This window comes from Hymenobacter norwichensis DSM 15439, assembly GCF_000420705.1.
In the GTDB taxonomy this organism is placed as follows: domain Bacteria; phylum Bacteroidota; class Bacteroidia; order Cytophagales; family Hymenobacteraceae; genus Hymenobacter; species Hymenobacter norwichensis.
Genome location: NZ_ATVL01000007.1, coordinates 539,922 through 564,579, shown reverse-complemented (window position 1 = coordinate 564,579; position 24,658 = coordinate 539,922). Strand labels below are relative to the sequence as shown.

The window sequence follows — 24,658 nt, the reverse complement described above, 5'->3', positions numbered from 1 at the left end:
CCTGTCAGGTACGCCGGGCTTTTTTGCTAGTGAGCCATCGTCCGAACCAGCCCTATCCGGAGGTAGCGCAATGCCGTGAAATAGTATCCATCGAGGCTGAGGCGCGACTTACGGATACTGACGGGCGCAGCAGTCCCCCAGCGGTTGGCGACCGGCTGGCCCGGCAGCAAAGCCAGCAGCATCAGCCCCGGCAGGTTCAAGCCCGGAATAATAAGCAGCAGCGTGTGCCAACCGCTCAGACCCAGGTCGTGGCAGCGGCGCACGGCCAGCAGGGCCGCCGCCACTGTGCACACGATAACTAGGAGCGTAGCCAACAGAATATAAACCCAGCTGGCCGTTTCGGCAGGCGGATAAGCAACTAACAGGGGGAGAAGTAGAACGAGCAGTTGCGCCCCATAAGCCAGACGGCCTTGGCGGCCTTCGAGGAAAGCAGGTAATTGTATCACGATAGGGTGTGTTAAGTAGTATAGTAATCAGGTCGTGGCGGAATTACAGCCAAAAGCCACGCCATTTCCGGTTTTCCTTGTAGTCACCCCTTGTTATTGCAATAGCCAAACCACCTGCAATAGAACTTTATCTATCTCCCTTCTTTTCAAATCTCGGCATCAGCTATACAGGAAGCTCATTAACAGCTCGGCACGTCGCACTTGTACAACTCAGCTAGCCTCACCTCACTTCTGTCTTTTTTCTATAGTATTGCACTATATCAATCCAGCTGTTTTCTGTTTTTATTAGCAAGGCAACTGTAGACAACGGAGTATTTTGCTGCTATGGCCCAAAGTGGTATTCTCATTTCTGTAATTGAGCCACTTTTCAGTGAAACTAGCCTCCGCTACGCTATACTGCCAGAAATAACCGAGGTGCCAGCCGATGCATTGGCGCAAGTATCCTAATTTCGCCGCATGGCTGATTCTTTGATTCTACAGGACCTCTATATTTATCCCGTTAAGTCGCTAGGTGGTATCCGGCTCACGGAATCAGCAACAACAACTCGGGGCCTGCGCCACGACCGGCGTTGGGTGCTGGTAGATGCCCGCAACCAGTTCATGACCCAGCGCCAGATGCCAGCCATGGCGCTGCTACGCGTGGCACCCGCCTACAACGGCTTTCTGCTCACGCACGCCCAAAGACCCGATTTGCTGCCGCTCTACATTCCCTTCGAAACCACCCCAGAACGCACACTTTTCGTGACCATCTGGGACGATATGGTATTTGGATGGCGGGGCTCTCGCGAGGCCGACGAGTGGCTCAGCGACGCTCTGGGCAGCACCTGCAAGTTGGTATACATGTCGGATATGGTGCGGCGCGACGTGGAGCCGGAGCGAAACCCCGAAGGCCAACTCGTGAGCTTTGCAGATGGCTACCCGTTTCTACTGATTGGGCAAAGCTCGTTGGAGGAACTTAATTCTCGCCTCGCTGAGCCGGCGTCCATGGACCGGTTTCGTCCTAATCTGGTATTCAGCGGCGGCCATGCTTTCGATGAGGACAGCTGGGAACAATTTCGCATCGGCGACGTGAATTTTCGAGCGGTGCGGCAGTGCGGACGGTGCGTGATGACCACTGTAGATCAGCAAACCGCCCGAAAGAGTCCTACCGGGGAGCCGCTCCGCACCCTGGCCCACTACCGCACAGTGGGCAACAAGGTGATGTTCGGCCAGAACGTAACCAGTGCCAACCAGGGCGTGCTCCGCATCGGCGACACCGTGGAAATTCTGAGCGTGAAACCCGCTACTGGTGAGCTAGCTTAGTGAACGGCCAAACCGGAAACTGCGTTAGCGGCACTCACCCCGTTTCTTTCCTCCGCTCATGGACCGCGCTTTCCTGCTCGAATTTTTGCGTAATCTGGCCGCCAACAACCACAAGGCCTGGATGGACGAACACCGTGCCGACTACCACCGGGCCCGCGCCATCTACACAACTCTGGTGCAGGAAGTCCTGACGGGCTTGCAGGCTTTCGAGCCGGAAGTGCGCGGCCTCATCCCGGCTGACGTTATGTTTCGCATCAACAAAAACGACCGGTCGCAGCGCGACCCGGAGCCGTACAAGCGGCGTATGGGCGCCGGCCTGAAGCGCGACGGCCGACACGCACCGTGGGCCGGCTATTTTCTGGCTATTCAGCCCGAAGGCCATTCTTGGGTGGGCGGCGGCATCTGGCGGCCTGATACGGCTGGGCTGGCGCGTATCCGGCAAGAAATCCACTATAATGGGGCTGAATTTCGAGCGGTGCGCGAAGCCGCCGACCTGCAACAGCAGTTTCCAGCCGGGGTGCAGGGCGAGCAGCTTCAGCGGCCGCCCCGCGGTTACGACCGCCACACTCCCGACCTGGAATGGTTGCAGCTCAAACAGTTCACCGTCGTGCAGCCCGTCGCCGACGCCGACGTACTACGTCCCGAATTCGTATCCCGCGTACTGGCTGCCTTCCGTGCCGCGCAGCCGCTGGTACGCTTCCTGAACGACGGTTTGAGTAACTGAAGCATCGGCAGGATGACCAGATAAAAGAATACAAGAAGAGGGCCGAATAGCAGCTATTCGGCCCTCTTCTTGTATTCTTTTATCTGGTTAAAACAGACCGAACAGCGTACCGTTGATCCGCTCGATGATGGTACCTAAATCCTCAGGGTTCTGCACGTAGTCGAGGTGGTTGACGTCGATGATGAGCAGCTTGCCGTGCTTGTAGCCGCTGATCCATTTCTCGTAGTGCTGGTTCAGGTTCTGGAGGTATTCAATTTTAATGCTATTCTCGTAGTCGCGGTTACGCTTCTGAATCTGGTTGATCAGTCGGGGCAAGTCGGCGCGGAGGTACAGCAACAAGTCGGGAGGGCGCACCATGTCAATCATCGAGTCAAACAAACTCAGATAGTTCTGGTAGTCCCGCTCACTCATCAGCGTCGATTCGTGCAAGTTGGCCGCGAAGATGTGGGCATCCTCGTAAATCGTACGGTCCTGGATTACGCCTTTGCCAGTGTCCTGTAGCTGCTTGATTCGCTGCGTTTGGCGGAAGCGGCTATTCAGAAAATATACCTGCAAGTGAAAAGCCCAACGGGGCATGTCGTCATAGAAATCCTTGAGGTACGGATTATGGTCGACGTCTTCCAGGAACACTTCCCAGTTGAAATGATGGGCTAGCTTGTTGGCCAGCGTGGTTTTGCCGGCCCCAATGTTGCCGACGATGGCAATGTGCATAACGCTTGAAAAAGAATACCGGCTAACCTCCGTGGCTGAAACCGAACCGCAAAAGTACTGAATCGGAAATCGGGACCAACATTGCTATTTTTTATATGTATTATCTAGTATATTCATCTTGTTACCTAATTATTGTGCCTTATGCTAGCGTCGCTGTTATCCTCCCCCACCGAGCACCTGTCTGGCCATACGCTGGACAGCCATTTCCAGGAATTAGGGTTGCTGCATGACGCGCACGGGGCGCCACTGCTGCGGCAACTGTACTACCCACACGAGCAGTTGCTTTACGTGCAGTGGTATGGCAACCTCACGCCCGAAACGGTGGTAACGGGGGCACAAGCCGTACTGGAAACTCAACAGAAGCTACCGTGCCTGACGGTGCTCAACGACAAGCAAACCTCTACCGGCGACTGGATGGAGGCCATGGAATGGCTGGAGTTTGAGTGGCTGCCGCAGGCCCGCGAACTGGGCCTGCGGGCTTTTGCCTACGTTTTCGCGCCTGACTTGAACAACCAGCTGGCCTCGCTGGACTTTGTGAACCGCGCCAAACAGACGTTAGCTATCCAAGTATTCTATGACACCGAAACTGCGTTGGCTTGGCTACGCGACCAACGACTGCATTAGTCCAGTCAACTACGGTTACTTGCTGATTACTTCTTTGGCGTCGCGGGCGGCTTCCAGAGTGCGGAACTCACCCTGCCACGACCGAATGCGGATTTTATCTTCCAGCGGAATCTGCTCGCGCACCTGCTCGTAGCGGCCGTTCAGGTTAGCGAGTACGGCGCTGGCATTACTCCAGTCGGTAGCCGACCACTGGCGGCGCTGGCTGCGGGTAGCCTCAATAAAGCGGGCGTATAAATCGGGCATCTCACTGGCGCGCACCCGGCTCATCACCACTTTCTCACCCAGCAGCCGGTCCTGAATCTGCTGCGCGGTTTCGGGGCGGCGGGCGCGGGCATCTAGGCTATCCTGGCGGGCAGCCCAGTCTTTGTAGCGCTGCTTCTGGTCGGCGTACTCGCGCTTGCCCTGGGCCGAGAGGCTATCCACACTCCGGTCGATGCGGCGGCTTTGGCGGTCGAACTCATCCGATACTTTAGGCATTTCGCGGCGCACCCCCGCCTCAGCGCGGTCCAGCTTATCATTCACCCAGGAGCTGAAAACCCGCAAATCCCGCTCGATGGCCGATGGGGTTTGGGTGGACGGAGTGGTGGGTTTAGGCGTGGTTTGCTGGGCGTAAGCAGTCGGAGCCAAGGCCAAAGCAGCCAGTAAAACCGACACGGAAAGAACGAGACGTTTCATAAAAAATGGGATTGGAAGTAGCCTGTTAACGGCTAAAGTCAGACCTTTTATACGTCGACAGGCAATTTCCGGCCCAAAACGGCGAAATCCAGGGTGAAGTTCGGTGGTTCCCCGGAAAATGCCGTTTTTGCACCCTATGTCTGCTTTTGCCTCTGCTGCTATTACCATCCGGCCCGCCGACCTGGCCGATATTCCTACCATCATTCAGCTGGCCGAAGCCACCTGGGAGCCCACGTACCGCTTCATTATTTCCAAGGAGCAAATCGACTACATGTACCGTGTCATCTACACGCCTACCTCGTTGCAGCGCCAGATGACCGATGATCAGCATACGTTTCTGCTGCTGTTTGCTGAAGACCAACCGGTAGGCTTCGCGTCATTTTCGCGGCTGCCTGGCACCCACAACGTGTTTAAGCTTCATAAAATATACGTACTACCTTCGCACCAGGGCCAGAAACTAGGCCAGCATCTAGTGACAGCCGTAGAAGCGGCAGCCCGCACGGCCGGGGGTCAGGCGCTGGAACTGAACGTGAATCGCCATAATCCCGCGCTGGCATTCTATGAGCACCAGGGCTTTACCCGCAACCGAGAGGAAGATATTCCGATTGGCCCCTTCTGGATGAACGACTACATCATGCGCAAGGAATTGCATTAGGTGAAGTGGGAAACGGTGCGATTGCCGTTCTGGTAGCAAACGCACCGCTTCCCCACTTCACTACCTTACCACTTCACCTTCTCACCACTCACCACAATGTCTATCAAACTCACCGTTCTCAGCAATGGCTCTCTCCGCGTGGAGGGTACCGACATCGAACTAGTTGACGCTCAAGGCCAGCCGTATGGCTTGGGCGGGCGCGAGCGTATCAGCATCTGCCGCTGCGGCCTCTCCAACCAGAAACCCTTCTGCGACGGTTCGCACAAAGGCCACTTCGAGCACGCCGCCGTAGCCTTCGACTTGCCCACGCCCAAGCCCGCCACGCCGCCCGTGACGCCTCCTAACTCAGGTACCACGCTGGGCTAGCCACGTTACGGCCAGCACTAAAACGCAACAAGCCCCTGCTACCGCGCGGTAGCAGGGGCTTGTTGCGTTTTCAGAACGCCTTAGAACGTTCCGTTATGCCTGCTGAAACAGAGAATTGACGAGGTCAACGTATTCTTGGCGGGCTTCATCGGCGCTTTTGCCTTTAAGGCTACTCCAGGCATCATATTTGGCAATAGCTTTGAAGTCGAAGCCGCCGGGCCGCTCGCCACTTACGTCGCCTTCGGAGGCTTGCTTGTAGAGGGAATACAGTTGGAGCAGCACCGTGTTGGATGGTTTGCTGGGAAGTTCTTTGCTGCGTGTGGCAGCGGCTTCAAATTCTTCGGGAGTGGCCATAGAGCGAGTAAGTGGATGAGTGAGTAGGCGGAAGGTACGGCGAAACCGGAAATTTTAGGCGGCATGCCTACTTGTTTTGGTTGCTGGCAGATTTAGCACATCACAGAGTCCGAGAGTGGAAGTGCTGCAAAAGCTTGTTATTTAGGGTACTGCCGCGTGCCGGCTAGCCACTACTCCCACTCATGAAACAACCGCTACTGTTGGCCGCCCTGGCGCTACTGCTACACTCCTCGGCCGCGCAGGCCCAGAAAACCTACGTACAGTGCGGCCGGCTGCTGGACATGCGCCAGGAGCGCGCCCAACCCCAGTCTGAAATGACCGTGGTAGTGGAAAACGGCCGGGTGACTGCCGTGCAGACTGGCTACCAGACCGGCGGTCCCACCGACAAGGTTATCGACCTAAAAAACCGCACCGTGCTGCCCGGCCTCATCGACTGCCACGTGCACCTAGAAGGCGAAACCAGCAAAGACAACCAGCTCAAAGGCTTCACTGAAAACCCGGCCGACGTAGCGTTCAACTCGCTTGACCACGCCCGCAAAACGCTGCTGGCCGGCTTTACCACGGTGCGCGACCTGGGCGGCTCGGGCGTGAATATTGCCTTGCGCAACGCCATCAACCGGGGGCAGGTGGTAGGCCCACGGGTGTTTACATCGGGCAAAACCATTTCCGGCACCGGCGGCCACGGCGACCCTACCAACGGCTACCGCCTCAGCCTGATGGGCGTGCCTGGCCCGGCCGAAGGCGTTATCAACGGGCCCGACCAGGGCCGGCAAGCGGTGCGCGAGCAGTATAAGCGCGGCGCCGACCTCATCAAGATTGCCAGTACCGGCGGCGTGCTGAGCGTGGCCAAAGACGGCTCGGCTCCTCAAATGAGCGAAGCCGAAATCAAGGCCGTAGTGGAAGCGGCCCACGATTTGGGCTTGCGCGTGGCTTGCCACGCCCATGGTGCCGAGGGCATGAAGCGGGCCGTGCGGGCAGGCGTCACCAGCATCGAGCACGGCACCCTCATGGATGACGAAACCATGCGCCTAATGGTAAAAAACGGCACTTGGTACGTGCCTACCATTACGGCGGGCAAATCGGTAGCCGACTCGGCTAAAATACCGAACTACTACCCACCGCTGGTAACGCCCAAGGCCCTAGCTATTGGGCCGAAGCTGCAAAGCACGTTTGCGCGGGCATATAAAGCCAAAGTGAAGATTGCCTTTGGAACCGATGCGGCCGTGTACCGGCACGGCGTGAATGCGCTGGAGTTTCAATACATGGTGGAAGCTGGTATGCCCGCTTACGCTGCGCTCCGCAGCGCCACCGTATCGGCGGCGGAATTGCTCGACCAAACTGCCAACATTGGCACGCTAGAACCAGGCAAGCTAGCTGATATAGTAGCCGTGGAAGGCGACCCGACCCAGGATATCAAAGTGATGCAGCAGGTGCGGTTTGTGATGAAGCAGGGCGTGGTGTATCGGCAGGAATAGGTAGTGAGCGGGTTGAGGCAGAACGCTGCATGAAGCAGTGATAATAATTTAAATAGTCTATACAACGAAAAGCCATCCTCCTTTCTCTTTCTCGCATAATTTCATCTGCTACTCTTCCAGCCCATTCCGGTTACTTTATGCAAGCCTCTACCCTACTGGCCGCTCTGCTGCTAGCTGCCAGCCTACCTGCTGCCGCCCAAACCGACTTGAACACACAGCCAACGGCCCCGGCATCCAGTTCACAGCCTGTCTTCATGGCTCGCCCCATCGACCTAAGCAACTACCGGGTTTCCTCGCTGGGTGTAGACCTAGGCTGGGGCGGCCCCTATGGCGGCCTGGGCTTCAGCTATGCCCACATGATTACGCCTAACATCGACCTGAATGCAGGATTTGGAGTTGGCTTTGGCGGCAAGATTGGCATCGGCGCTCGGTATTTTGTGAACCCCGCCAAGCGCGTTTCCCCGTACCTGGGGACCAATATTTCCCGTAGCGGCCGGATCGATGAGTTCAACCTCACGCTGGACGAAGGTTTGCCCACCGAAGAAAAAGCCAGTTATACAATGGCCCCTTCCGGCCTACTGCACCTGCGCGGCGGCCTGCGCTGGCAGCCGGGCCGGGTGGGGTTGCTGGGCACCGTGGGCTACGGCATCCGGTTTGCCGGCGACCCAGTGCTGTATGCTACGTCTACGGGTATGGCGCCTTCCACCCGCATGCGCAACATGACCGACCTTTTCACTCCCGGCGGCCTGGAAATTTCGCTGGGTATGAGCATTGGGCTGGGTCGCTAATACTCTGTTAGTTATAATCGAGCAGCAGGTTACTACCCAGCAGCTCGGCTATAACTAGCAGGGGCCTGGCTTGCGTACAGGGAGGATTCCACTAGCCCTGCCCTATGAAACCATCCGACCTGAATACGCTTGTCAAGAAATTTCTGCAATACAAGCTCACAGTGGCCTTTGCCGAAAGTTGCACGGCCGGTTTGCTGGCTTCGGAGTTTATAAAAGCAGAAGCCAGCAGTGAGGTGCTGCTCGGCTCGGTAGTTACTTACCACGCAGTAGCCAAGCAGCGGCTGCTGGGCGTGAAAAAGGAAACCCTAGCCATGTACACTGCCGAAAGCCAGCAGGTAACCAACGAAATGGTGATGGGCCTGCACAAACACCTACCTACTGCCGACGTGTGCGTAGCCGTAACGGGCCTGTGCGCGGGCGGCGCCTCCGAATCCGACGAAAAGCCGGTGGGCACTATGTACTTCACCATCCTGCACGAAAACCGCGCTAAGGAGCTGCGTCAGGAGTTCGAGGGCAACTGCGACACCGTGCGCCAGTTGGCCGTCGATTTCATTTTCGATCATCTGAACGAACTGCTCGACCACTACGCCGAACAGCACGCTAACGACGCCATCGTAACCAAGCTAGCACAAAACTAGCGGTGAGATGATAAGATAATGAGGTGGTGAATGGGTAAGGTTGATATTCAAGTTGCGCACTTAGCGCGGTCAGAACATCAACCTCACCCATTCACCACCTCGACATTTTACTATTAGTCTAGCTTATTGGGAATGTCCAGCACCAGCTTCAAGTTTTGGCGTACTAGGTCGCCCATGCTGTGGCAACGGTTGAAGGCGGTGGTTTGGTGGTGCGCGTTCAACTCCTGCTTAAGTTGAGTTATTTTTTCGGGAGGGGCTAGGTCGTCGCGGCGCATGCAGTCCATAAGGGCTTTGAGGCGGTACCGCTCCAGGCGCACCCGGCGCAGCATCAGCACCCGCTCCTCGGTTTGGTACTGGCGGATGGCCTCGGCTTTCAGGAAGCGGCTGCACATCTGAATTACGGCTAGGTTGTCCTTGAAATACTGCGGCAAGTACATGGTTTTGCGGCCTTCGTAGCTCTGCTGGTCGAAGTCGATGGCCCGCACACGGTACTGCTCGGCGTCGAAGTCGGGCGTTACCACAATCACGTAGTTGTAGGAGCGCATATCCCCCAGCAGGCGGGCAAAGCACCGCTCGTTGAACTTCACGAACTCCTTGGCAATGCGTACCTGGTTGAACTGCATCTGTGGAATCCGGGTCCGAATGAAATCATCGCCGGGGATGCCAGCAATGTGCTCCTCAATCAGCGTATCGCCACTCACCAGGTAGCTGATGCGGTTAGGCGACAACAGGTGCTCTAGCTCCAGCCCGTAGATGCGCGAGGCATCGGCAGTTTTCACGTAAAAGTAGTCGTAGTTGTCGTTGAGGCGGTTGATGATGCGCACCCGAAATGGGTTGGAGTTGCCGAAGCGGCAATAGTCAATCCGGTCGGCCAGCAGGTGGTCGGTGAACGACAGGTCGCCATCGGTTTTCAGCAGCGCATACACTTGGGCCAATCCTTCGCTCAACTCAACCAGCGTTTGGGGCTCGTAGAACACGGTTTCCCACAGCGTATCATTTCCCTGCCTATCTAATAGCGGAAACGCGCCACTAAAGCGGGTCAGGTCGCGGTAGCTGATCGGCAGCCGGGTTTCCCGGTCGTAGTGATGCAGGTACTCGCGGAGCGCCGGCTGAATGGCGTAGTGTAGCTTCTTGCGGGAAATAAGCGCCATAAGGTGATGTAGTGAAATGGTAAAGTGGTGAGTTTATGTGCTACGGATGAGAATCTGCGTGAATTGCTTGGGTGAAACCGGAAACTCACCATTTCACCATCTCACAATTTCACCATCTCCAGTAACTTTAAGCGTCTATCCACGGGCTCTGTCATTATACCATGAAAAAACCGTTTATTCTCTTGCTGTGCCTATGCTTGCTGGTGCCGTTTACGTCGCCAGGCTGGGGCTTTTTCGCGCACCGCACCATTGCGCAGATATCAGTGTACGCGCTGCCGTCCAATTTGCAGCCGTTTTATTTCCGGCATCTCAAGGAAATCGTGAAGCTTTCCACGGCTCCCGATGAGCGGCGCGACTCTGACCCGAAAGAGGCTACCAAGCACTTCATCGACATGGACCACTACGGCGACGACCCGTTTGGACTCATGCCCAAAACCTGGGAGAAGGCCGAAGCTAAGTACACCGCCGACACGCTGCGCAAGTACGGCACGGTGCCGTGGGAAATCATGGAAGTGAAAGAAAATCTCACGGCCGCTTTCAAGGCCCGTGACACCGTGGCCATTGTGCGCCTCTCCGCCGACTTGTGCCATTACGTTGCCGATGCGTTTGTACCGCTGCATACTACCGTCAACTACGACGGGCAGCTTAGCAACCAGCAGGGCATTCACTCGCTGTGGGAGTCGAAGCTGCCCGAAAACAACATTGCCAAATACAAGCTGGATTCGGAATCGGCGAGCTACCTGAAAGACCCGCAGGCTGCCATCTGGCAGGTAATTCAGAAGTCGTATGGCTTCCTGGGTGCCACTTTCGACCTGGAAGAGAAGGCCTCGCGTGGCTTCAAAACCGAAACCAAATACGTGTTTTCGCATAAATACGGCAAGACTCGCCGCTCCTACTCCGATGCTTTTGCTGATGCCTACCACAAGGAAGTAGGTGGCATGGTAGCCTACCAGCTGAAGCAGGCCCCCACCATGGTGGCCTCGATGTGGCTCACGGCCTGGCGCGACGCCGGTAGCCCCAACCTCACGGAAATGCTAGCCAGCAAGCCTAGCAAAGAAGAAAAGGAATTGCTGAGCAGCCAGCTGAAAGTGTGGAAAGACAACGAGTTGGTGCCGCAGCAGATGTTGCTGGCATTAGCGAAACAAGAAGCTGGCGTACAAGCCGACCAAATCAACTCGGCCGTGGATGCGCCTGCGCCGGTGCTGGAAACCACCTCACCCACCGAAGCAGCACCGTCGGCCTCACCCATTCCTGGTGCGCCAGCCGTGAAAGGCGCCGAAAAGGTGAAAGTGAAGGTAAAAACCGACGAGGGCACCACCAAGCAGAAAGAGAAACCCAAGAAACCAGCCAAGAAAAAAGATGACGGCTGGGGCTCGCCTTCTAACTCAGGCTGGTAGCTGGGAAGCGGAACGGTACTCGCCGCACCCGTGCCCCCCCCGCCCCGAGTGGAGCCCCTGACTACCGGGCACTTATCTTACTCCAAGCACCCTACGAAAGAGCATTTTCAGCCAAGCTGGAAATGCTCTTTTTGTTGAGATATATTGAGCGGCATACGGTTGAGCTTAAAGCAGTTACAACGCCAAGCTCGACATAACACCCCGGTTGGAGGCGCGTAGGCTGATAGTGTTCCTGCTAGTGCCAGCTTGGCATTGGCAGGAGCGCACGACCTTTCATCCTTTCAATTTCTGAGCTATGATTTTGCGCTATGACCGGCTGGCTGTTGAGCTGCCCAAACCCAAAAACCCGTCGCCCAATGATGCGGCCGCCATTCAGGAATTGCTCGGCGGTAAATACGGAGAGATGTCGACACTGATGAACTATACGTTCCAGTCGTTCAATTTCCGGGGGCGTAACCGGTTGCGGCCATTCTACGACCTGACGTGCAGCATTGCAGCTGAGGAGTACAGCCACATCGAGGCCGTGTCGTACGCCATTAATCTGCTGCTCACCGGCCAAACGGTGCGAGGCAAAGACCCAGTACCGGCGCCGCTAGCCGACGCCAAAGATGCGCGCAACAGCTATCACTTCCTGAGCAGCGCCCAAACCGCGCTGCCCGTCGATTCGATGGGTAACCCCTGGACCGGCCAAAATGTGCATGCCAGCGGCAACCTGAAGCTGGATTTGCTACACAACTTTTTCTTGGAATGCGGAGCCCGCGCCAACAAAATGAGAGTATATGAAATGGTATCGGACCCTTGCGCCCGTACCATGGTAGGCTATTTGCTGGTACGCGGCGGCTTGCACGTAGTGGCGTATGCCAAGGCTTTGGAGCACCTGACCGGCGTGGAGGTAACCAAGTTGGTGCCTGTACCGGAACTAAGCAATGACGCCTTCCCGGAAGCTAAGAAGCTTCAAGACGAGCAGAAGCTGCACCTGAAACTCTACACCTTCAGTCCCGACGATTACAAGCAGGCAGGCATTATCTGGAACGGCACTCACCCCGAAGACGGCCAGCCACTGGAAGTAATTCACGGCGGTTTTGAGGGTGTACCGTACCCGGTGCTGGAAGAGGAGCCCCAGCTCAATTCGCCTGGCGCAGACGATTATGACCCACAGATGTTTGCCGACATTGCCAAGAAATTAGGCATCAAGCTGTAGTTTGGCAGTCGGTATTGAGCGGTAAGACAAGAGCAACTCCATCTTACCACTCAATACCTACTATCAATCATCTAGCATATGGTTGAGGTGGCTGCCGCAAGGTGGCCACCTCTTGCGTTTTTCGGCTAGCTTGCACCGCGTACTACCGTTTTTGCCCATGCGCTTCGTTGCTTCCCATTTTCCGCTTGCCTTCTCCCTGTTGCTACTAGCGGCGTGCAACCGCCAGCAGCCCGCCGACGACACTGTGGCGCCCACACCCTCAGCGGAGCGCAACGTGCCTGGCCCCAGCCTAACCGCCATAGCCGACAGCAATGCGGCCCGGCTGCTGCTCCCCTATGGCAAGCAGTATCCGGCGTCGGAGGTGATAGTGCACACCCGCCTCGGCGACATCCGGGTAAAGCTCTACGACGATACGCCCATTCATAAGGCCAACTTTCTGCTGCTGGCCCGCCGCGGCGTATTCGACGAAACTGTGTTCAACCGCGTGGTAAAAGGCTTTGCGGTACAAGGTGGCGCCTCCGACCACCGCACCATCCGCCTCAGCCGCTACCGTCTGCCCCCCGAAATTCTGCCGCAACACTTTCACAAGCGCGGCGCCCTCGGCATGGCCCGCTACGACGACGACGAAAATCCCGGCCAGCTGTCCTCGAACACCGATTTCTATTTCGTGCAAGGCCAAACCATGACGCCCGCCCAAAGCCAGGCCATGGCCGGCCGCTCCCTCACCCCTGCCCAGCAGCGCACCTATGCCACCGTGGGTGGCGTACCGTCGCTCGATGGCAAATACACGGTGTTCGGCGAAGTAACAGAGGGCCTCGATGTGGTAGATAAGATAGCCAACGAACCCGTGGACCCTTATAAGTGGCCGAAAAAGGACGTGGATATTAAGATAGAAATAGTGAAGTAGGTAACCCTAAGCTACGGGCGACGCACCTGAATCAGCTTGCTTTTAGTGGCGTCGCCGGGCTGCTCGTTCAGTAGTTCAACTAGTTCGGCGCGGGTATAGGCAATTGTTTTGGGTAGCGGCTCGAAGGCCAACTGGCGTAAGTCGGCGTCGGCCGTAGGCGAATCTTGGCGGGCGGGGTGGAGGTAGGCGCTATCGGGCGTAACGCGGTAAAGGTGGTAGAAAAAGTAGCGCGTAGTAGTGGCGCCTGCGGGCTGAAACTGCACCACGTACACGTCTCCAGCCTTGGGGTTGGCCACCTTTTCCTGCACTGTCTCATCGGAACAGGCGCTTAGGAGCGGTAAGAGCAGCAAGCAGAGACGACGGATACTAGAAGGCATTGGTAAAGGTGGTTGGGAGTTGACTGGCAAGATAAGCGCGTTGGCTTCTATTTGTCATGCTGCCACTTAATAGCGGCTATTGGAAGCCTGAAGTAGTACTTGCAACACAGGACATCAAATAGCATAAAAAAGGCGGCTCGCAATGTGCGAGCCGCCTTTTCAACGATTTATCAGTCAGCCATTCAACAAGCCAAACCCTACCAAATCTTGGCGCGGTCGGTTTGGGCACGCACCATCTTGGCGTCTTCCTTGCAACCGAAGGCCTCGTAGAACTGGGGCATGTTCATAAGCGGGCCGTTGGTCCGGAACATGGCTGGGGAGTGCGGGTCGGTTTGTACCTGCTGGCGCAGATACTCAGGCCGAGCATTGGTACGCCATACCTGAGCCCAACTCAAAAAGAAGCGCTGGTCGGGCGTCAGGCCATCGTATTTGGGGTAGTTGCCATCAGGATACTGCTTTTTCAGCTGCTTATGCAGCGCCGAATAGGCAATGTTAAGGCCGCCTAAGTCCGCGAGGTTTTCACCCATCGTGAGCTTGCCATTCACGTACACCGAGTCCAGCGGCGAGAAGGCCGAGTACTGCTTGCCTACCATGTCGGCGCGCTGCGTGAATTTGTCGGCGTCTTCCTTGGTCCACCAGTCTTTCAGGTTGCCTTCCGAGTCGTACTGCCGGCCCTGGTCGTCGAAGCCGTGGGTGATTTCGTGGCCGATAACGGCGCCCATACCGCCGTAGTTCACGGCATCATCGGCTTTAGGATCGAAGAACGGGGGCTGCATGATGCCGGCCGGGAACACAATTTCGTTCATCGGCGGGTTGTAGTAGGCATTTACCGTGGGCGGGGTCATGCCCCACTCGTTGCGGTCAATTGGCTTGCCGAGCTTGCTGTAGTTGTCCAGCGTGGCCCACTTGCGGGCAGCCAGCGTGTTCTGCAAATACGAGTCGCGCGAGATGGTCAGGGCCGAATAGTCCTTCCACTTGTCAGGATAGCCGATTTTCACCGTGAAGGCGTTCAGCTTCTTGAGGGCCTCCTTCTTGGTAGTTTCGCTCATCCAATCCACCTGCCGAATGTGGTCGGCCATGGCTTCGCGAATGTTGGCTACCATTTCCAGTGCCTTGGCTTTGGTTTCGGGCGTGAAGGCTTTGTCAACGTACAACTGACCGAAGGCTTCACCCAACGCCCCATCGGTGGCGCGGTTCATGCGCTTCCAGCGGGGCTGCTGTTGCTTGGCACCACTCAGCACCTGCGAGAAGCGAAACGCCTCGTCGCCGTATGCTTTCGGCAGCGCCGACGTAACCGACGATACCATGTGCCAGCGCATGTAGGTTTTCAGGTCGGTTAGGGGCTCCTGCTTCAGCATGGCGCTTTCCTCTTTGAAGAAAGCCGGCTGCCCCACAATGATTTCCTTGGCGGCCCCAAGTTTCATGGCCTGCAACGCCGTGGGCAACCCCAGGTTCGGGAATTGCTTGTTGGCTTCGGCCACGGTCATTTTGTTGTAGTTGGCATACGGGTCGCGCAGGTCAACACGGCTCTTGCTGGCTTTGGCCAACCGGGTTTCCAGGCGCACCACGGTAGCGGCGTTTTTGGCGGCTACGGCGGGCGCGTCGCCCAGCATCTTGAACGTGTTGGTCAGATAGGTGACGTAGGCCGTGCGGATGGCCTTCGAGCGGGCGTCGTCCTTGAGGTAGTAGTCCCGGTCGGGCAACGAAAGGCCGCCCTGGCCCATCTGGAAGGCATATTGCGTGCTGTTCTTTTCGTCTTGGCCCACGTAGGCGTTGAAGAAAGCGCCCGTGCCCGTCAGTTGGTGACGCACGATTTCCGCCTGCAACCCCTTCAGGTCTTTGATGCCTTGAATCCGGTCTAGCTCGGGCTTCAGGTACTTCAGGCCGGCCTGCTCGATGGCCACGGTGTCCATGGCTGAGGCGTAGAAGTCGCCTACTTTCTGGGCATTGGTGCCTTTAGTGGCCGAGGTGTTGGCGGCAGCTTCCTGCAAAATCTGCCGCATTACGGCGTTGTTCTTATCGCCCAATTCCTGGAACGAGCCCCAACGGACTTCGGCAGCCGGAATCGGGTTGTTCTTGTACCAGTTACCGGAAGCATACTGGTTGAAATCCTGGCATGGCGAAGCTGATGGGTCGATGTTGGCCAGATTCAGACCATTGCCTTTCAGGGTAGGAGCTTCCGCGGGGGCCGACGTGCTGCCGGTCGCGGACATGTCCGGCTTGATGGAGGTAGCAGCCGGGCGTGCCTTGGGGCCACTGGTGGAGCAGGCCGCCAGCGTCAGGCCCGTGAGAGCCACGGCGGCCAGCGTCATGCTGTTGCGTTTTTTCATGGAAATTGAAATTGGTGTGTTCAATGGTTTCGGTGGCGAAATATACAGGCGAAATACTACGCAAAGCTTGCTTTCAGCAGAAGGCAGCACTTGCACCATAGGTTTCAGTCTGCGCATGACAGACAACGCCAACAAAATAAAGGTTGCGCTACCAGCCTGCTAGCCTATACTTTTTCTGTAATATTTTCCAGGCATAATACCAGCCTTGGTTGGACTTCGCCTCACTGAGTAAAGCCGAAACGTAGCCTCACTCCTACCTACGCTGTGGCCGCAGCAATTGGCTAGTGCAACAACTCTTCTTCTAATCCTGTTCTAATGGTGCTCTAATGCTATTCTAATCTATTGCTACCTTGTGCGCCCGAACTGGCTTTCGGAGCGTTTTCCTGGTTGCTTATTTCGGCTACTCTGCATGCCTACTGCCCTCGTTACCGGCTGTGCCGGCTTTATCGGCTCCCACCTCTCCGAACGACTGTTGGCCGATGGCTACCACGTAGTGGGCCTCGACAACTTCGACCCGTTCTACGACCGGAAACTCAAGCAAACCAATCTGGCGGGCTCCCTGCACCACCCGAACTTTGTGTTTCATGAGTTGGACCTACAAGCTGGCGCATCGGCGCTATCGGCCGTGCTGGCCTCCAAACAGGTGGATGTGGTGGTGCACTTAGCGGCAAAAGCCGGGGTAGGCCCGTCGGTGAAGGAGCCGGCCGCCTACCTGGAGGCTAACGTACTGGCCACGGTGCAGTTGCTGGAGTGGATGCGGCTATCAGGCGTAAAAAACCTGTTTTTTGCGTCGTCGTCGTCGGTGTACGGCAATACCACCGAAGTGCCATTTCGGGAGGATATGAACCTGCTGTCAACGTGCATTTCGCCGTACGCAGCTTCCAAGCTGAGCGCCGAGCAGTTCACCTTCACCTACCACCACCTCTACCAGCTAAACGTGCTGAATGCGCGGTTTTTCACCGTATACGGCCCGCGCCAGCGCCCCGATTTGGCCATCCATAAGTTTGCGCGCCTGCTGCTGGCCGGCCAATCCATCCCGATGTACGGCGACGGCAGCACCGCCCGCGACTACACGTTCGTGGCCGATACTGTGGACGGTATTGCGCGTGGCGTGGCGTATCTGCTCACGCACCCCGGCACCTACCAAACCATCAACCTCGGCAACAGCAGCCCCGTCAAGCTCTGTGACCTGATAGCTGCCGTGGGCGACGCAGTGGGCGTAGAGCCCGTGCTAGACCTTAAACCCATGCAAGCTGGCGACGTGGAAGTAACCTACGCCGATATTAGTAAAGCCCGGCAGCTGCTTGGCTACGCCCCCCAAACTGCCTTACCCGAAGGATTACGGCAGTTTGTGCGGTGGCTACAAGAGCAAGAGGCAACCACCGTTACACCGCTGGTTTCCATTCAGGCCTCGTAGCAGCCGGTCACCTTCGCGTTGGCGGGGAAACCTGCCAGCTGGCGCCCTAGTGGCGTTGCTTTCCGGTAATTTTTCAGAACTCGACACCCCGTAATGCCCTCATTTACTGCTTCTCCCTGGCTGCGGCCGTTTACGGTGCTATTGGTTTGCTTCTTTAGCTGCTTCGTGCATTTGGGAGCCCCTGAGGTCAACTTGATGGAAGCACGCAACTTCACGGCAGCCCGCGAAATGGTAGCTGGCGGCTCCTGGCTGATTCCGACCATGAACGGCGCACTACGGGTGGCCAAACCGCCACTGCCCACTTGGGCCGTAGCGGCGGTGGAACTGGTAACGGGCCCTACCCAAAACCCCGGAATCCTACGCTTGCCCGCAGCCTGCATGACCACACTGCTGGTGTTTTTCTTCTGGGGCCTAGCCCGCACCCTCATTCGCAACGTACCTGGCGAAACCGAAGACCCCGGCCGTACCGCCTGGCTGGCTACGCTGGTATTGGCGAGCAGCCTATTGGTTATCACCGTGGGGCGCGAAGGACACTGGGACATCTTTGCCAATAGTCTGTTGGTGGGGGCTTTGTGGGCACTGGCCCGCGGTTGGTTTGCCGCCGGAGCGGGCTGGGGCTGGTTTACGCTGAGTGGTTTGCTGCTGGGCGCTTCCATGCTCAGCAAAGGCCCCGTGGCGCCCTACGCTATTCTATTACCCTTTCTGGCAAGTTTCGGCGTTACGCGTTTCTACCCTGAGCGGGGCCCTATGCGCCCGCGCCGCTTCCAATTGCTGCTGGCCCTAGTTGTTGGGTTGATGGTAGGCACAGCTTGGCCGATTTACTTGTCGGTACAGCATACAGTGGCCCCGGCGGCCATGGCTGTGGCGCGCGTGGAGGTTACATCGTGGGCCGAGCGGCACGTGCAACCGTTCTGGGACTATTGGAACTTCCCGGTTTTCACCGGCATCTGGACGCCGATGGCGCTGGCGGTGTTGGCGGTGCCTTTTGCTCGCAACCGGGCCGGCCGCTACGTGCCTTACCAAGCAGCGCTGGCCTGGCTACTGATTGCGTTTCTGCTGCTGAGCCTAGTTCCCGAGAAAAAAGAACGGTATTTGCTGCCCTTGATGCCGCCGCTGGCCTTGCTGATAGGCGGCTTGTTGCGGCACCTGGAAACGGTGATGCGTGAGCAAATCCGGCCGCACCTGGATGCCAAACTAGTCCGTATTTGGGCGGGCCTACTGGCGGTGGCGTGTTGCCTGTTCCCGGTGGTCTTGATTTTTATGAAGCTGCCGCCGTACGGACCGGGCTCGATACCCTTTACGATTACCCTAGTGGCGTTTCTGCTGCTGGCCGCGGCCATTGTGCGCTGGGGTTACCGGCAGTACCAAGTGCCGGTGCTGATGGCTAGCTCTATCATAGCTATGGCGCTGCTACTATCGGTGTTAGCCCCTGCTTACCCGCTTTGGACCAACCGCAAAGCCGAGCCTGGCTTGCGTCACATTCAGGAGTTGCGCCACAACCCGGTGCTGGCTTCCCTGCCCTGGTACACCATTGAGGAGTTGCACGTTAAGCGAATTTGGGATGCCGGCCGTGCTACGCCCACCTGGCCCCGCTCCCCCGATTCGCTGCTAATCAAGCCGCCCGGACCCGTAGCCTTGCTGTCTGGGTTCAAGCCGGCATACACCTTCAAAAAGCTGCCGCTGGCTTGGCGCAACCAGGTACGGTTGCAAGTGGTGGACAGCTTCTACCTAGACCGTCGCCGCAAAGACGGCCGCTGGTTTGTTACGCTGGTTACGCCCATTGAGGCGGAGTAGCAGCGTAATTAGAAACTTCGCCCCCTTATTTTCTGCCTTGCTAGCTTGATTTCAAGGGCAGGGCCTACTTAATCGGGCCGGATTGGCTGTATTTCGGCAGTTTGCTCCTCGGTTTTTTCTTCGCGCCGCATCAGCACAATATTGCGGGCGTACACCACCGTTCCGAACACGTTGCCCACGATAAGCACAACGTCGATGGGATGACGCAGGAGGGCGTAGGCCAGAATCAGGATAGAGCCCACGAAGCTCACCAGCCAGAACCCCAGCGGCAGCACCGACTCGCCTTTGCGTTCGGAATACAGCCACTGATACACGAAGCGCATCAGGAAAATAGCCTGCCCGATGGCTCCTAGCGCCAGCACACCGCTCGGAATGCTATGGCTGAGCATGGCTTGCAAGCTAAAATGCTGATTGCCCACCACAAACCACGCCAGCGTAGCCAGCGGAAATACGTACGCCCCCAAGCGGAACAGGCCGTGCAGCTTGCGCCATTCGCCCAGCAGTTGCAGGTTGCGAATGTAAATGCCGTAGCTAATGAGCTGGGCACCTAGTATCACCGGGTCGTGGCGCAGCATGCCGTAGATTATCATCAGAAACGACGAAATCAAGCTAATTTGCCAGAACAGCGTGGGCACCAATACGCGTTTGGCCCGCTCACTCTGCACCCATTGCAGCACAATTCGGCTGCTGAACAACAGCTGCGACGTCAGCCCAATACCCAGGGCTACCTGCTCGGTTTTAAGCATGGGCATCGGCGCGGTGCTGCTCCCCGATTTCGTAGTTTTTCCAGCGGCTCCGTATCCAGCGGAACCCGAACGTATCGACCAGGGGCTTCCAGGCGCGGTTCCAGAGGTTGTACTTGGCCGTGCCCGCAAACCGCGGGAAGTGCTGCACCGGCATTTGCTTCACGCGCCCGCCTTGCAACTGCACCAGCGCCCCCAAAAAGCGGTGCATGCCATGAAACAGCGGAATCCGGCGGGCGTACTCAATCTTGATGATTTTCAGCGGGCAGCCCGTGTCCTCAATGCCGTCGTTGATGAGGGTTCGGCGCACGGTATTGGCAATCTTCGACGACATTTTCTTCACGAATGTGTCCTGCCGCTTGGCCCGAATCCCGTTCACCATGTCGTAGTCAGGCAAGAACTCGAAGAACTTCAGGAAGTCGAGCGGCGAGGTCTGGATATCGGAATCAATGTAGCCCACTAGCGTGCTGCGGCAGTAGTCGAAGCCCGCTTTGATGGCCGTGCTTAGGCCCTTGTTTTCGCTCAGGCTGATGAACTCGTAGCGGGCATCCTGCCGGCAAATGTCGCGCAGCAAGGCCAGGGAACCATCCTTCGAGCCGTCATTCACGAACAGCACCGTAGTAGGCAGCGGCGACTGGTCAAGAAACTTGTTCATCTCCACCACAAACTGCGGCAGGCTTTCTTCTTCGTCGTACACGGGCACAAGTACGGTGAAGGTTTGCTGGGATAGAAAAGGCGTAGCAGGCGGCACGGGCATAGCGAAAAATCGGAAAACGGAGCGCAAGGTAGCCAGGTTTCGGGCCTTTTCCTGCCAGGCCTATCTGCTGGCGTTTTTTTAGTAGCTACTCCTCTAAGATTTAGTTAGGTTGAGCGTAATTCTCTTACCCTTCTTATCCTACCCTGTATGCTCACACTCTATACGATTTTGCTGGGCTCTTTCCCGTTTATTTCCCCTCCAGATACGGCCGCTCGGCCTCCCGTGCATCAGCAAGTGAAACTAGGCCTGCACGCTTTTTCTCCCGCCGACCTGACCTTAAGCTACGAGCGGCAGTTTTCGGATGGTCGATGGTCGGTATCGGGAGGCGTGGGCTACTACGGCCAGACTTCGCGCAGCAACACTATCTTCCACGACTACGACGACACATTTATTGAAGACTGGTACACTATGCAAGACCGGTTTTACAGCCTCGATCTGCAAGTACGCCGCTATATACGCCCTCGTGCTTCCCGGCCACTCGGGGGTTGGTACCTAGCGGCTAACCTACACACCTTTTTGCGAGCCAGCCAGGAACGGCACACCTTGTATACCGCGCAGAACTACAACGCCTCGGGGGTGCTGAGCCAGTTGGAGCTGAATCTAGGGCGGCAGTGGCTGCTTGGCCGCCGCATCACACTCGACACATATGCAGGGTTAGCGCTCGGCCAACAGCGGCTGATCAAATTACATTCCACCATCTGGCCTCGAGGCTACATCGCAGGCTTCGGCGTGCAGGTCGGCTACCGATTACGGCCGCTGCCGCCACGTTAGCCCTGATTTTTTAGCGCGAGTCGGTACGCAGGTCGTAACTTTACGCCTCATGCCGCCCCTCTACAACCGTCGCCCCGAACCTGGTCTTTCTGCTTCCTTGCCGCCCGTAGCCCTGCCGTTGGCCGAGCTGTTGCTACGCGTCAAGCAAAGCCTGAGTGAGCGGTTTGCTGATTCGTACTGGGTGGTAGCTGAAATTGCCGACCTCACCCTGCCCCGCTTCGACGGCGCGCACTGCTACCTCACCCTCACCGACCAGCACCAAACCAGCCGCGGCGCTCAAATGAAAGCCCAAGCGCGAGCTACCATCTGGAGCCAGCGCTACCAACAGCTGGCGCCCGTGTTCGAGGAGCACACCGGCCAGGAACTGCGGCCAGGCCTGAAAATCATGCTGCGGGTGCAAGTGAAGTTTCACGAGCAGTATGGCCTGAGCTTAGATGTAGTAGCCATCGACCCCACCTACACGGTGGGCGAGCTGGCCCGGCAGCGCCTGGAAACCCTACGCAAACTCACCGAAAAGGGCTTGCTGGACCGCCAGCGTGCTTTACCCCTACCTCTGGCCCCACAACGGCTGGCTATTATTTCCTCACCCACGGCCGCTGGCTTTCAGGATTTCGTGCGGCAGCTCGAAGAGTCGGTGTATGCGTTTTCGCTGGCGCTGTTTCCGGCCAGTATGCAGGGCGACGACTCGCCGGGCAGCATCCGGGCGGCGCTGGATGCCATCCGAGGACAGCGGCAGCACTTCGATGCTGTGGTTATCATCCGGGGCGGGGGCTCGAAAACCGATCTGCTGGCCTTCGACGACTACGGGTTGGCAGCGGCCATTGGGGCGTTTCCGCTGCCCGTTCTCACCGGCATCGGGCACGACCGGGACGAAGCCGTGGTGGACCTGACGGCGCACCTGGCTTTGAAAACGCCCACCGCCGTAGCCGCTTTCCTGGCTGACCGCCTGGCCCGCCTTGATGCGGTGTTCGACGGTTACGCCGGCCGCGTCCGGGAGCTAACTATGCAGCAGGTACAAGATGCCGCCGGCCACCTCGACCAACTCAGCCACCAGACGCACCAAGCGGCGCAGGCCCGCCTAGAAGACCACCACAACGCCCTGCGCCAGCGCGTACGCACCACTGCGCCGCTGGCCCGCGCCCGGCTACGGCAGCAGGAAACCCAGCTCAGCCAGCAACGCTACGCACTTCAGCGGGCGGCGCACCACGCGGCCACGGGCCAACAGCGGCGGCTGGTGAGCCTGGGCATCACGCTGGCTCGGCGCTTTCGGCACTTGCACCGCCGCCGCCGCGAGCAGCTGCTACACCGCCGCTACCAGTTGCAACTAGCCGCCGAGCGCCTGCTGCACCGCGCCGAAATCCGGCTGCTGGAAATGGCAAGCAATAAAGTGGTGAAGCAATAAGCGGGCGCATTCTATTTCGCGCTGCCAGAAATACCTCTTCTGGTTTATTGCTTCACCCGTTCACCAATTCACAATCTCACCGCATGGAAACCACTTACCGCGACGCCATAGCCGAACTCGAAACCATTCTTCGGGCTCTAGAAACTGATACCGTAGATGTAGACGAGCTAACGGCCCGCGTACAGCGCTCCGCCCAGCTTATCCGACTGTGCAAGCAGAAGCTGCGCACTGCCGAAGACGCCATCGACCGGGTATTTGAAAACCTGGATCAAGACGTTGACGATGACCTAGCCGATGACGCGCCAGAAACCCAGGCCCCTACTCCCCTACCCGCTCCGAAGCGTGCCAGCCGCACACCGCGCGAAACAGGTGGTGGTCTGTTGTTTTAAGGGTTTATCGGACGGCCAGCAGACACAGGCACGCAACACGATGTACTTTGTTCTATATTTGGATTCCGTTATTTAAGTAACGGGGTCGAATATAGCGTTTCACATTAGTATTGCTATTGCCATGGAACCTGAAGTCACCGACATCCTCTCCGACAGCCCGGAGAAAAAACCCGGAGCCACCGTTGGCGCTCAAATTTCGATGCAGGAGGCTAGTGACTGGACCAAAACCTATCAAGACAAGCATCAGGGTGAACTGAAAGCTGTTTATTTCAGCGCCGACGTCTTTACGGCCCTGCTCAAGCAAGCTGGCGCCGACGGTATCCGCATCTACAATGCCACCGATGCCACTGGTAAAGATTGCTTCGTGCTGGTAGGAGCCACTGCCAGCGACGACTTAACAGAAGGGCGACACTTGGTTTACGATAAAGGGGCATCCTGCCCGGACAGCTGCGTCAGCAGCCCGTTGAATCACGACTAGAAAGCACGCGCAGCATGATACTGAAAGAGTCTGCGTGGTGGTCTTTAAGTCAGTTTATCAAGTTTACCGCGCAGCTTTCTTTGCTACTGCCTTTGTGGATTGGCTACCAACGCTGGAACTACTTAAAGCAAGAATATAAGCCGATATTCTGGTGCTGCGTCATGTGGGCGGTGCTAACTGTTGTGGGGGAAATCCTTTTCGCCGCCAAACTGCTCAACCTGTATATCTGGAACCTCGTTACGGTGCTGGAAACCTTGCTTATAGGCTATGCCTTTTACTTAGCCTTGCCATCCAGCAAAATTCGATTCTTTGTCCGCCTGGCGGCTTGGATATTTATGGTTACGGCTTTTGCCGATTACTTTTTCATTAGTGGCTTGCGCGCTACCACTACTTACACGGTAGCCTTAGAAACCGTACTGCTGGTTACACTCGTCTTGCTCTACTTTGAGCGGTCATTGCATGACCTGCGCACTACTCCTCTTGAGCGCCACCCAATGTTTGTGATTGGTATAGGCGTAATAACTTATTTCGCTGGAACAGTGATGGTATTTCTGCTGCAAAATTCAGTGCATGGAGTTCAAAAGTTGCTAATGATGCTAATCAACTTCGTTTTGAGCTTTATTTTGAATTCCATTATTGCGCGGGCTTTCTGGCTTGCTGGCCGAGAACCGCTGCACGAATTGAACTCATCGAAAGCATACAAACGTGAAGCGTTATAGCTACTGCTGGGCTACATGATGCTTGTACAATGCCCGATTTATTATGCTCTCTTTCCGGATGCAACCT

28 protein-coding genes are annotated in these 24,658 nt (G+C 57.1%); 19 read left to right on the top strand and 9 right to left on the bottom strand.

The features are described 5' to 3' along the window. Positions 1-26 precede the first annotated feature (26 nt). Entirely contained in the window at positions 27-446 is a 420-nt protein-coding gene (locus tag G536_RS0108620; RefSeq protein WP_022823191.1) for a DUF805 domain-containing protein, read from the bottom strand. A 456-nt stretch (positions 447-902) separates the two neighbouring features. On the opposite strand from G536_RS0108620, the gene G536_RS0108610 reads away from it, so the two are divergent. Together G536_RS0108610 and G536_RS0108605 are read left to right on the top strand one after the other, a co-directional pair. Then, positions 903-1,748, top strand: coding sequence for an MOSC domain-containing protein (locus G536_RS0108610; RefSeq protein WP_022823189.1), 846 nt, complete (start codon positions 903-905; stop codon positions 1,746-1,748). A 58-nt stretch (positions 1,749-1,806) separates the two neighbouring features. Further along, positions 1,807-2,472: a DUF2461 domain-containing protein gene (locus tag G536_RS0108605; RefSeq protein WP_022823188.1), complete on the top strand. Its 666-nt coding sequence runs from the start codon at positions 1,807-1,809 to the stop codon at positions 2,470-2,472. A gap of 87 nt (positions 2,473-2,559) precedes the next feature. On the opposite strand, the gene G536_RS0108600 is transcribed toward G536_RS0108605, so the two are convergent. Next, on the bottom strand, positions 2,560-3,183 hold the full coding sequence (locus tag G536_RS0108600) for a deoxynucleoside kinase (protein WP_022823187.1): 624 nt from the start codon (positions 3,181-3,183) through the stop codon (positions 2,560-2,562). A gap of 141 nt (positions 3,184-3,324) precedes the next feature. Here G536_RS0108600 and G536_RS26985 point away from each other — a divergent pair, with 141 nt between their 5' ends. Further along, on the top strand, positions 3,325-3,807 hold the full coding sequence (locus tag G536_RS26985) for a hypothetical protein (protein WP_022823186.1): 483 nt from the start codon (positions 3,325-3,327) through the stop codon (positions 3,805-3,807). A gap of 15 nt (positions 3,808-3,822) precedes the next feature. On the opposite strand, the gene G536_RS0108590 is transcribed toward G536_RS26985, so the two are convergent. Then, on the bottom strand, positions 3,823-4,482 hold the full coding sequence (locus G536_RS0108590; RefSeq protein WP_157530504.1) for a hypothetical protein: 660 nt from the start codon (positions 4,480-4,482) through the stop codon (positions 3,823-3,825). Between the two features lie 136 nt (positions 4,483-4,618). On the opposite strand from G536_RS0108590, the gene G536_RS0108585 reads away from it, so the two are divergent. Both G536_RS0108585 and G536_RS26980 read left to right on the top strand, forming a co-directional pair. Next, positions 4,619-5,137 (top strand): GNAT family N-acetyltransferase, encoded by a 519-nt coding sequence (locus tag G536_RS0108585; protein WP_022823184.1) that lies wholly within the window; start codon positions 4,619-4,621, stop codon positions 5,135-5,137. Positions 5,138-5,233: 96 nt separating this feature from the next. Beyond that, positions 5,234-5,503 carry a CDGSH iron-sulfur domain-containing protein gene (locus G536_RS26980; protein ID WP_022823183.1) on the top strand — a complete coding sequence of 90 codons (270 nt, stop codon included), beginning with the start codon at positions 5,234-5,236 and terminating at the stop codon, positions 5,501-5,503. A 93-nt stretch (positions 5,504-5,596) separates the two neighbouring features. Here the strand turns inward: G536_RS26980 and G536_RS0108575 are convergent, their stop codons facing one another. After that, on the bottom strand, positions 5,597-5,857 hold the full coding sequence (locus G536_RS0108575) for an acyl-CoA-binding protein (protein WP_022823182.1): 261 nt from the start codon (positions 5,855-5,857) through the stop codon (positions 5,597-5,599). 182 nt (positions 5,858-6,039) lie between these two features. Between G536_RS0108575 and G536_RS0108570 the strand changes: the two genes are divergently transcribed. The 3 genes from G536_RS0108570 (at position 6,040) to G536_RS0108560 (ending at position 8,758) form a co-directional block, all read left to right on the top strand. After that, positions 6,040-7,332, top strand: a complete 1,293-nt coding sequence (locus G536_RS0108570; RefSeq protein WP_022823181.1) for a metal-dependent hydrolase family protein — start codon at positions 6,040-6,042, stop codon at positions 7,330-7,332. 137 nt (positions 7,333-7,469) lie between these two features. Continuing rightward, positions 7,470-8,120 (top strand): hypothetical protein, encoded by a 651-nt coding sequence (locus G536_RS0108565; protein WP_022823180.1) that lies wholly within the window; start codon positions 7,470-7,472, stop codon positions 8,118-8,120. Positions 8,121-8,224: 104 nt separating this feature from the next. Then, positions 8,225-8,758 (top strand): CinA family protein, encoded by a 534-nt coding sequence (locus G536_RS0108560; protein WP_022823179.1) that lies wholly within the window; start codon positions 8,225-8,227, stop codon positions 8,756-8,758. Between the two features lie 113 nt (positions 8,759-8,871). Here G536_RS0108560 and G536_RS0108555 read toward each other — a convergent pair whose 3' ends face one another. After that, positions 8,872-9,909 carry a hypothetical protein gene (locus tag G536_RS0108555; protein WP_022823178.1) on the bottom strand — a complete coding sequence of 346 codons (1,038 nt, stop codon included), beginning with the start codon at positions 9,907-9,909 and terminating at the stop codon, positions 8,872-8,874. 161 nt (positions 9,910-10,070) lie between these two features. Between G536_RS0108555 and G536_RS26975 the strand changes: the two genes are divergently transcribed. The 3 genes from G536_RS26975 (at position 10,071) to G536_RS26970 (ending at position 13,414) form a co-directional block, all read left to right on the top strand. Continuing rightward, positions 10,071-11,306 carry a zinc dependent phospholipase C family protein gene (locus tag G536_RS26975; protein WP_022823177.1) on the top strand — a complete coding sequence of 412 codons (1,236 nt, stop codon included), beginning with the start codon at positions 10,071-10,073 and terminating at the stop codon, positions 11,304-11,306. Between the two features lie 295 nt (positions 11,307-11,601). Then, on the top strand, positions 11,602-12,507 hold the full coding sequence (locus G536_RS0108545; RefSeq protein ID WP_022823176.1) for a manganese catalase family protein: 906 nt from the start codon (positions 11,602-11,604) through the stop codon (positions 12,505-12,507). Positions 12,508-12,664: 157 nt separating this feature from the next. Continuing rightward, positions 12,665-13,414: a peptidylprolyl isomerase gene (locus G536_RS26970; RefSeq protein WP_071837695.1), complete on the top strand. Its 750-nt coding sequence runs from the start codon at positions 12,665-12,667 to the stop codon at positions 13,412-13,414. Between the two features lie 11 nt (positions 13,415-13,425). Here the strand turns inward: G536_RS26970 and G536_RS0108535 are convergent, their stop codons facing one another. Both G536_RS0108535 and G536_RS0108530 read right to left on the bottom strand, forming a co-directional pair. Continuing rightward, positions 13,426-13,791, bottom strand: coding sequence for a hypothetical protein (locus tag G536_RS0108535; RefSeq protein WP_157530502.1), 366 nt, complete (start codon positions 13,789-13,791; stop codon positions 13,426-13,428). Positions 13,792-13,988: 197 nt separating this feature from the next. Next, positions 13,989-16,121: a M13 family metallopeptidase gene (locus G536_RS0108530; protein WP_026879976.1), complete on the bottom strand. Its 2,133-nt coding sequence runs from the start codon at positions 16,119-16,121 to the stop codon at positions 13,989-13,991. Between G536_RS0108530 and G536_RS32090 the strand changes: the two genes are divergently transcribed. From G536_RS32090 to G536_RS0108515, 3 genes are all read left to right on the top strand, one after another. Then, the gene (locus G536_RS32090; RefSeq protein WP_157530499.1) at positions 16,120-16,284 is read left to right on the top strand and encodes a hypothetical protein; all 165 of its coding nucleotides are present in this window, start codon (positions 16,120-16,122) and stop codon (positions 16,282-16,284) included. The two genes, G536_RS0108530 and G536_RS32090, sit on opposite strands and share 2 nt — an antisense overlap. Before the next feature lie 246 nt (positions 16,285-16,530). Continuing rightward, positions 16,531-17,538 carry a GDP-mannose 4,6-dehydratase gene (locus G536_RS26965; protein WP_022823172.1) on the top strand — a complete coding sequence of 336 codons (1,008 nt, stop codon included), beginning with the start codon at positions 16,531-16,533 and terminating at the stop codon, positions 17,536-17,538. A gap of 93 nt (positions 17,539-17,631) precedes the next feature. After that, complete coding sequence (locus G536_RS0108515; protein ID WP_084708536.1) at positions 17,632-19,332, top strand: ArnT family glycosyltransferase; 1,701 nt, start codon at positions 17,632-17,634, stop codon at positions 19,330-19,332. 68 nt (positions 19,333-19,400) lie between these two features. Here G536_RS0108515 and G536_RS26960 read toward each other — a convergent pair whose 3' ends face one another. Then, positions 19,401-20,084: a lipid-A-disaccharide synthase N-terminal domain-containing protein gene (locus tag G536_RS26960; RefSeq protein ID WP_022823169.1), complete on the bottom strand. Its 684-nt coding sequence runs from the start codon at positions 20,082-20,084 to the stop codon at positions 19,401-19,403. Then, positions 20,071-20,832 carry a glycosyltransferase gene (locus G536_RS0108505; RefSeq protein ID WP_022823168.1) on the bottom strand — a complete coding sequence of 254 codons (762 nt, stop codon included), beginning with the start codon at positions 20,830-20,832 and terminating at the stop codon, positions 20,071-20,073. The genes G536_RS26960 and G536_RS0108505 overlap by 14 nt, the downstream gene beginning before the upstream one ends. Positions 20,833-20,979: 147 nt before the next feature. Here G536_RS0108505 and G536_RS0108500 point away from each other — a divergent pair, with 147 nt between their 5' ends. The 5 genes from G536_RS0108500 to G536_RS0108480 all read left to right on the top strand — a co-directional run bounded on the left by G536_RS0108500 (position 20,980) and on the right by G536_RS0108480 (position 24,591). Next, the gene (locus tag G536_RS0108500; protein ID WP_022823167.1) at positions 20,980-21,603 is read left to right on the top strand and encodes a DUF3575 domain-containing protein; all 624 of its coding nucleotides are present in this window, start codon (positions 20,980-20,982) and stop codon (positions 21,601-21,603) included. Between the two features lie 49 nt (positions 21,604-21,652). Next, complete coding sequence (xseA, locus tag G536_RS26955; protein ID WP_084708535.1) at positions 21,653-23,005, top strand: exodeoxyribonuclease VII large subunit; 1,353 nt, start codon at positions 21,653-21,655, stop codon at positions 23,003-23,005. An 83-nt stretch (positions 23,006-23,088) separates the two neighbouring features. Then, positions 23,089-23,394, top strand: coding sequence for an exodeoxyribonuclease VII small subunit (gene xseB, locus G536_RS26950; RefSeq protein ID WP_022823165.1), 306 nt, complete (start codon positions 23,089-23,091; stop codon positions 23,392-23,394). A 121-nt stretch (positions 23,395-23,515) separates the two neighbouring features. After that, positions 23,516-23,872: a hypothetical protein gene (locus G536_RS0108485; protein WP_022823164.1), complete on the top strand. Its 357-nt coding sequence runs from the start codon at positions 23,516-23,518 to the stop codon at positions 23,870-23,872. 14 nt (positions 23,873-23,886) lie between these two features. Further along, the gene (locus G536_RS0108480) at positions 23,887-24,591 is read left to right on the top strand and encodes a hypothetical protein (protein WP_022823163.1); all 705 of its coding nucleotides are present in this window, start codon (positions 23,887-23,889) and stop codon (positions 24,589-24,591) included. Positions 24,592-24,658 lie beyond the last annotated feature (67 nt).

Bases quoted from the DNA above. Each gene is read 5' to 3' on its own strand.
- G536_RS0108610 (WP_022823189.1), top strand. From the start codon at position 903: ATGGCTGATTCTTTGATTCTACAGGACCTCTATATTTATCCCGTTAAG.
- G536_RS0108585 (WP_022823184.1), top strand. From the start codon at position 4,619: ATGTCTGCTTTTGCCTCTGCTGCTATTACCATCCGGCCCGCCGACCTG.
- G536_RS0108545 (WP_022823176.1), top strand. From the start codon at position 11,602: ATGATTTTGCGCTATGACCGGCTGGCTGTTGAGCTGCCCAAACCCAAA.
- G536_RS0108555 (WP_022823178.1), bottom strand. From the start codon at position 9,909: ATGGCGCTTATTTCCCGCAAGAAGCTACACTACGCCATTCAGCCGGCG.
- G536_RS26960 (WP_022823169.1), bottom strand. From the start codon at position 20,084: ATGCCCATGCTTAAAACCGAGCAGGTAGCCCTGGGTATTGGGCTGACG.
- xseA (WP_084708535.1), top strand. From the start codon at position 21,653: ATGCCGCCCCTCTACAACCGTCGCCCCGAACCTGGTCTTTCTGCTTCC.
- G536_RS26985 (WP_022823186.1), top strand. From the start codon at position 3,325: ATGCTAGCGTCGCTGTTATCCTCCCCCACCGAGCACCTGTCTGGCCAT.
- G536_RS32090 (WP_157530499.1), top strand. From the start codon at position 16,120: ATGGAAATTGAAATTGGTGTGTTCAATGGTTTCGGTGGCGAAATATAC.
- G536_RS0108530 (WP_026879976.1), bottom strand. From the start codon at position 16,121: ATGAAAAAACGCAACAGCATGACGCTGGCCGCCGTGGCTCTCACGGGC.
- G536_RS26970 (WP_071837695.1), top strand. From the start codon at position 12,665: ATGCGCTTCGTTGCTTCCCATTTTCCGCTTGCCTTCTCCCTGTTGCTA.
- G536_RS0108480 (WP_022823163.1), top strand. From the start codon at position 23,887: ATGATACTGAAAGAGTCTGCGTGGTGGTCTTTAAGTCAGTTTATCAAG.
- G536_RS0108590 (WP_157530504.1), bottom strand. From the start codon at position 4,482: ATGAAACGTCTCGTTCTTTCCGTGTCGGTTTTACTGGCTGCTTTGGCC.
- G536_RS0108560 (WP_022823179.1), top strand. From the start codon at position 8,225: ATGAAACCATCCGACCTGAATACGCTTGTCAAGAAATTTCTGCAATAC.
- G536_RS26980 (WP_022823183.1), top strand. From the start codon at position 5,234: ATGTCTATCAAACTCACCGTTCTCAGCAATGGCTCTCTCCGCGTGGAG.
- G536_RS0108485 (WP_022823164.1), top strand. From the start codon at position 23,516: ATGGAACCTGAAGTCACCGACATCCTCTCCGACAGCCCGGAGAAAAAA.
- G536_RS0108515 (WP_084708536.1), top strand. From the start codon at position 17,632: ATGCCCTCATTTACTGCTTCTCCCTGGCTGCGGCCGTTTACGGTGCTA.
- G536_RS0108575 (WP_022823182.1), bottom strand. From the start codon at position 5,857: ATGGCCACTCCCGAAGAATTTGAAGCCGCTGCCACACGCAGCAAAGAA.
- G536_RS26975 (WP_022823177.1), top strand. From the start codon at position 10,071: ATGAAAAAACCGTTTATTCTCTTGCTGTGCCTATGCTTGCTGGTGCCG.
- G536_RS0108535 (WP_157530502.1), bottom strand. From the start codon at position 13,791: ATGCCTTCTAGTATCCGTCGTCTCTGCTTGCTGCTCTTACCGCTCCTA.
- xseB (WP_022823165.1), top strand. From the start codon at position 23,089: ATGGAAACCACTTACCGCGACGCCATAGCCGAACTCGAAACCATTCTT.
- G536_RS0108570 (WP_022823181.1), top strand. From the start codon at position 6,040: ATGAAACAACCGCTACTGTTGGCCGCCCTGGCGCTACTGCTACACTCC.
- G536_RS0108505 (WP_022823168.1), bottom strand. From the start codon at position 20,832: ATGCCCGTGCCGCCTGCTACGCCTTTTCTATCCCAGCAAACCTTCACC.
- G536_RS0108565 (WP_022823180.1), top strand. From the start codon at position 7,470: ATGCAAGCCTCTACCCTACTGGCCGCTCTGCTGCTAGCTGCCAGCCTA.
- G536_RS0108605 (WP_022823188.1), top strand. From the start codon at position 1,807: ATGGACCGCGCTTTCCTGCTCGAATTTTTGCGTAATCTGGCCGCCAAC.
- G536_RS0108600 (WP_022823187.1), bottom strand. From the start codon at position 3,183: ATGCACATTGCCATCGTCGGCAACATTGGGGCCGGCAAAACCACGCTG.
- G536_RS26965 (WP_022823172.1), top strand. From the start codon at position 16,531: ATGCCTACTGCCCTCGTTACCGGCTGTGCCGGCTTTATCGGCTCCCAC.
- G536_RS0108500 (WP_022823167.1), top strand. From the start codon at position 20,980: ATGCTCACACTCTATACGATTTTGCTGGGCTCTTTCCCGTTTATTTCC.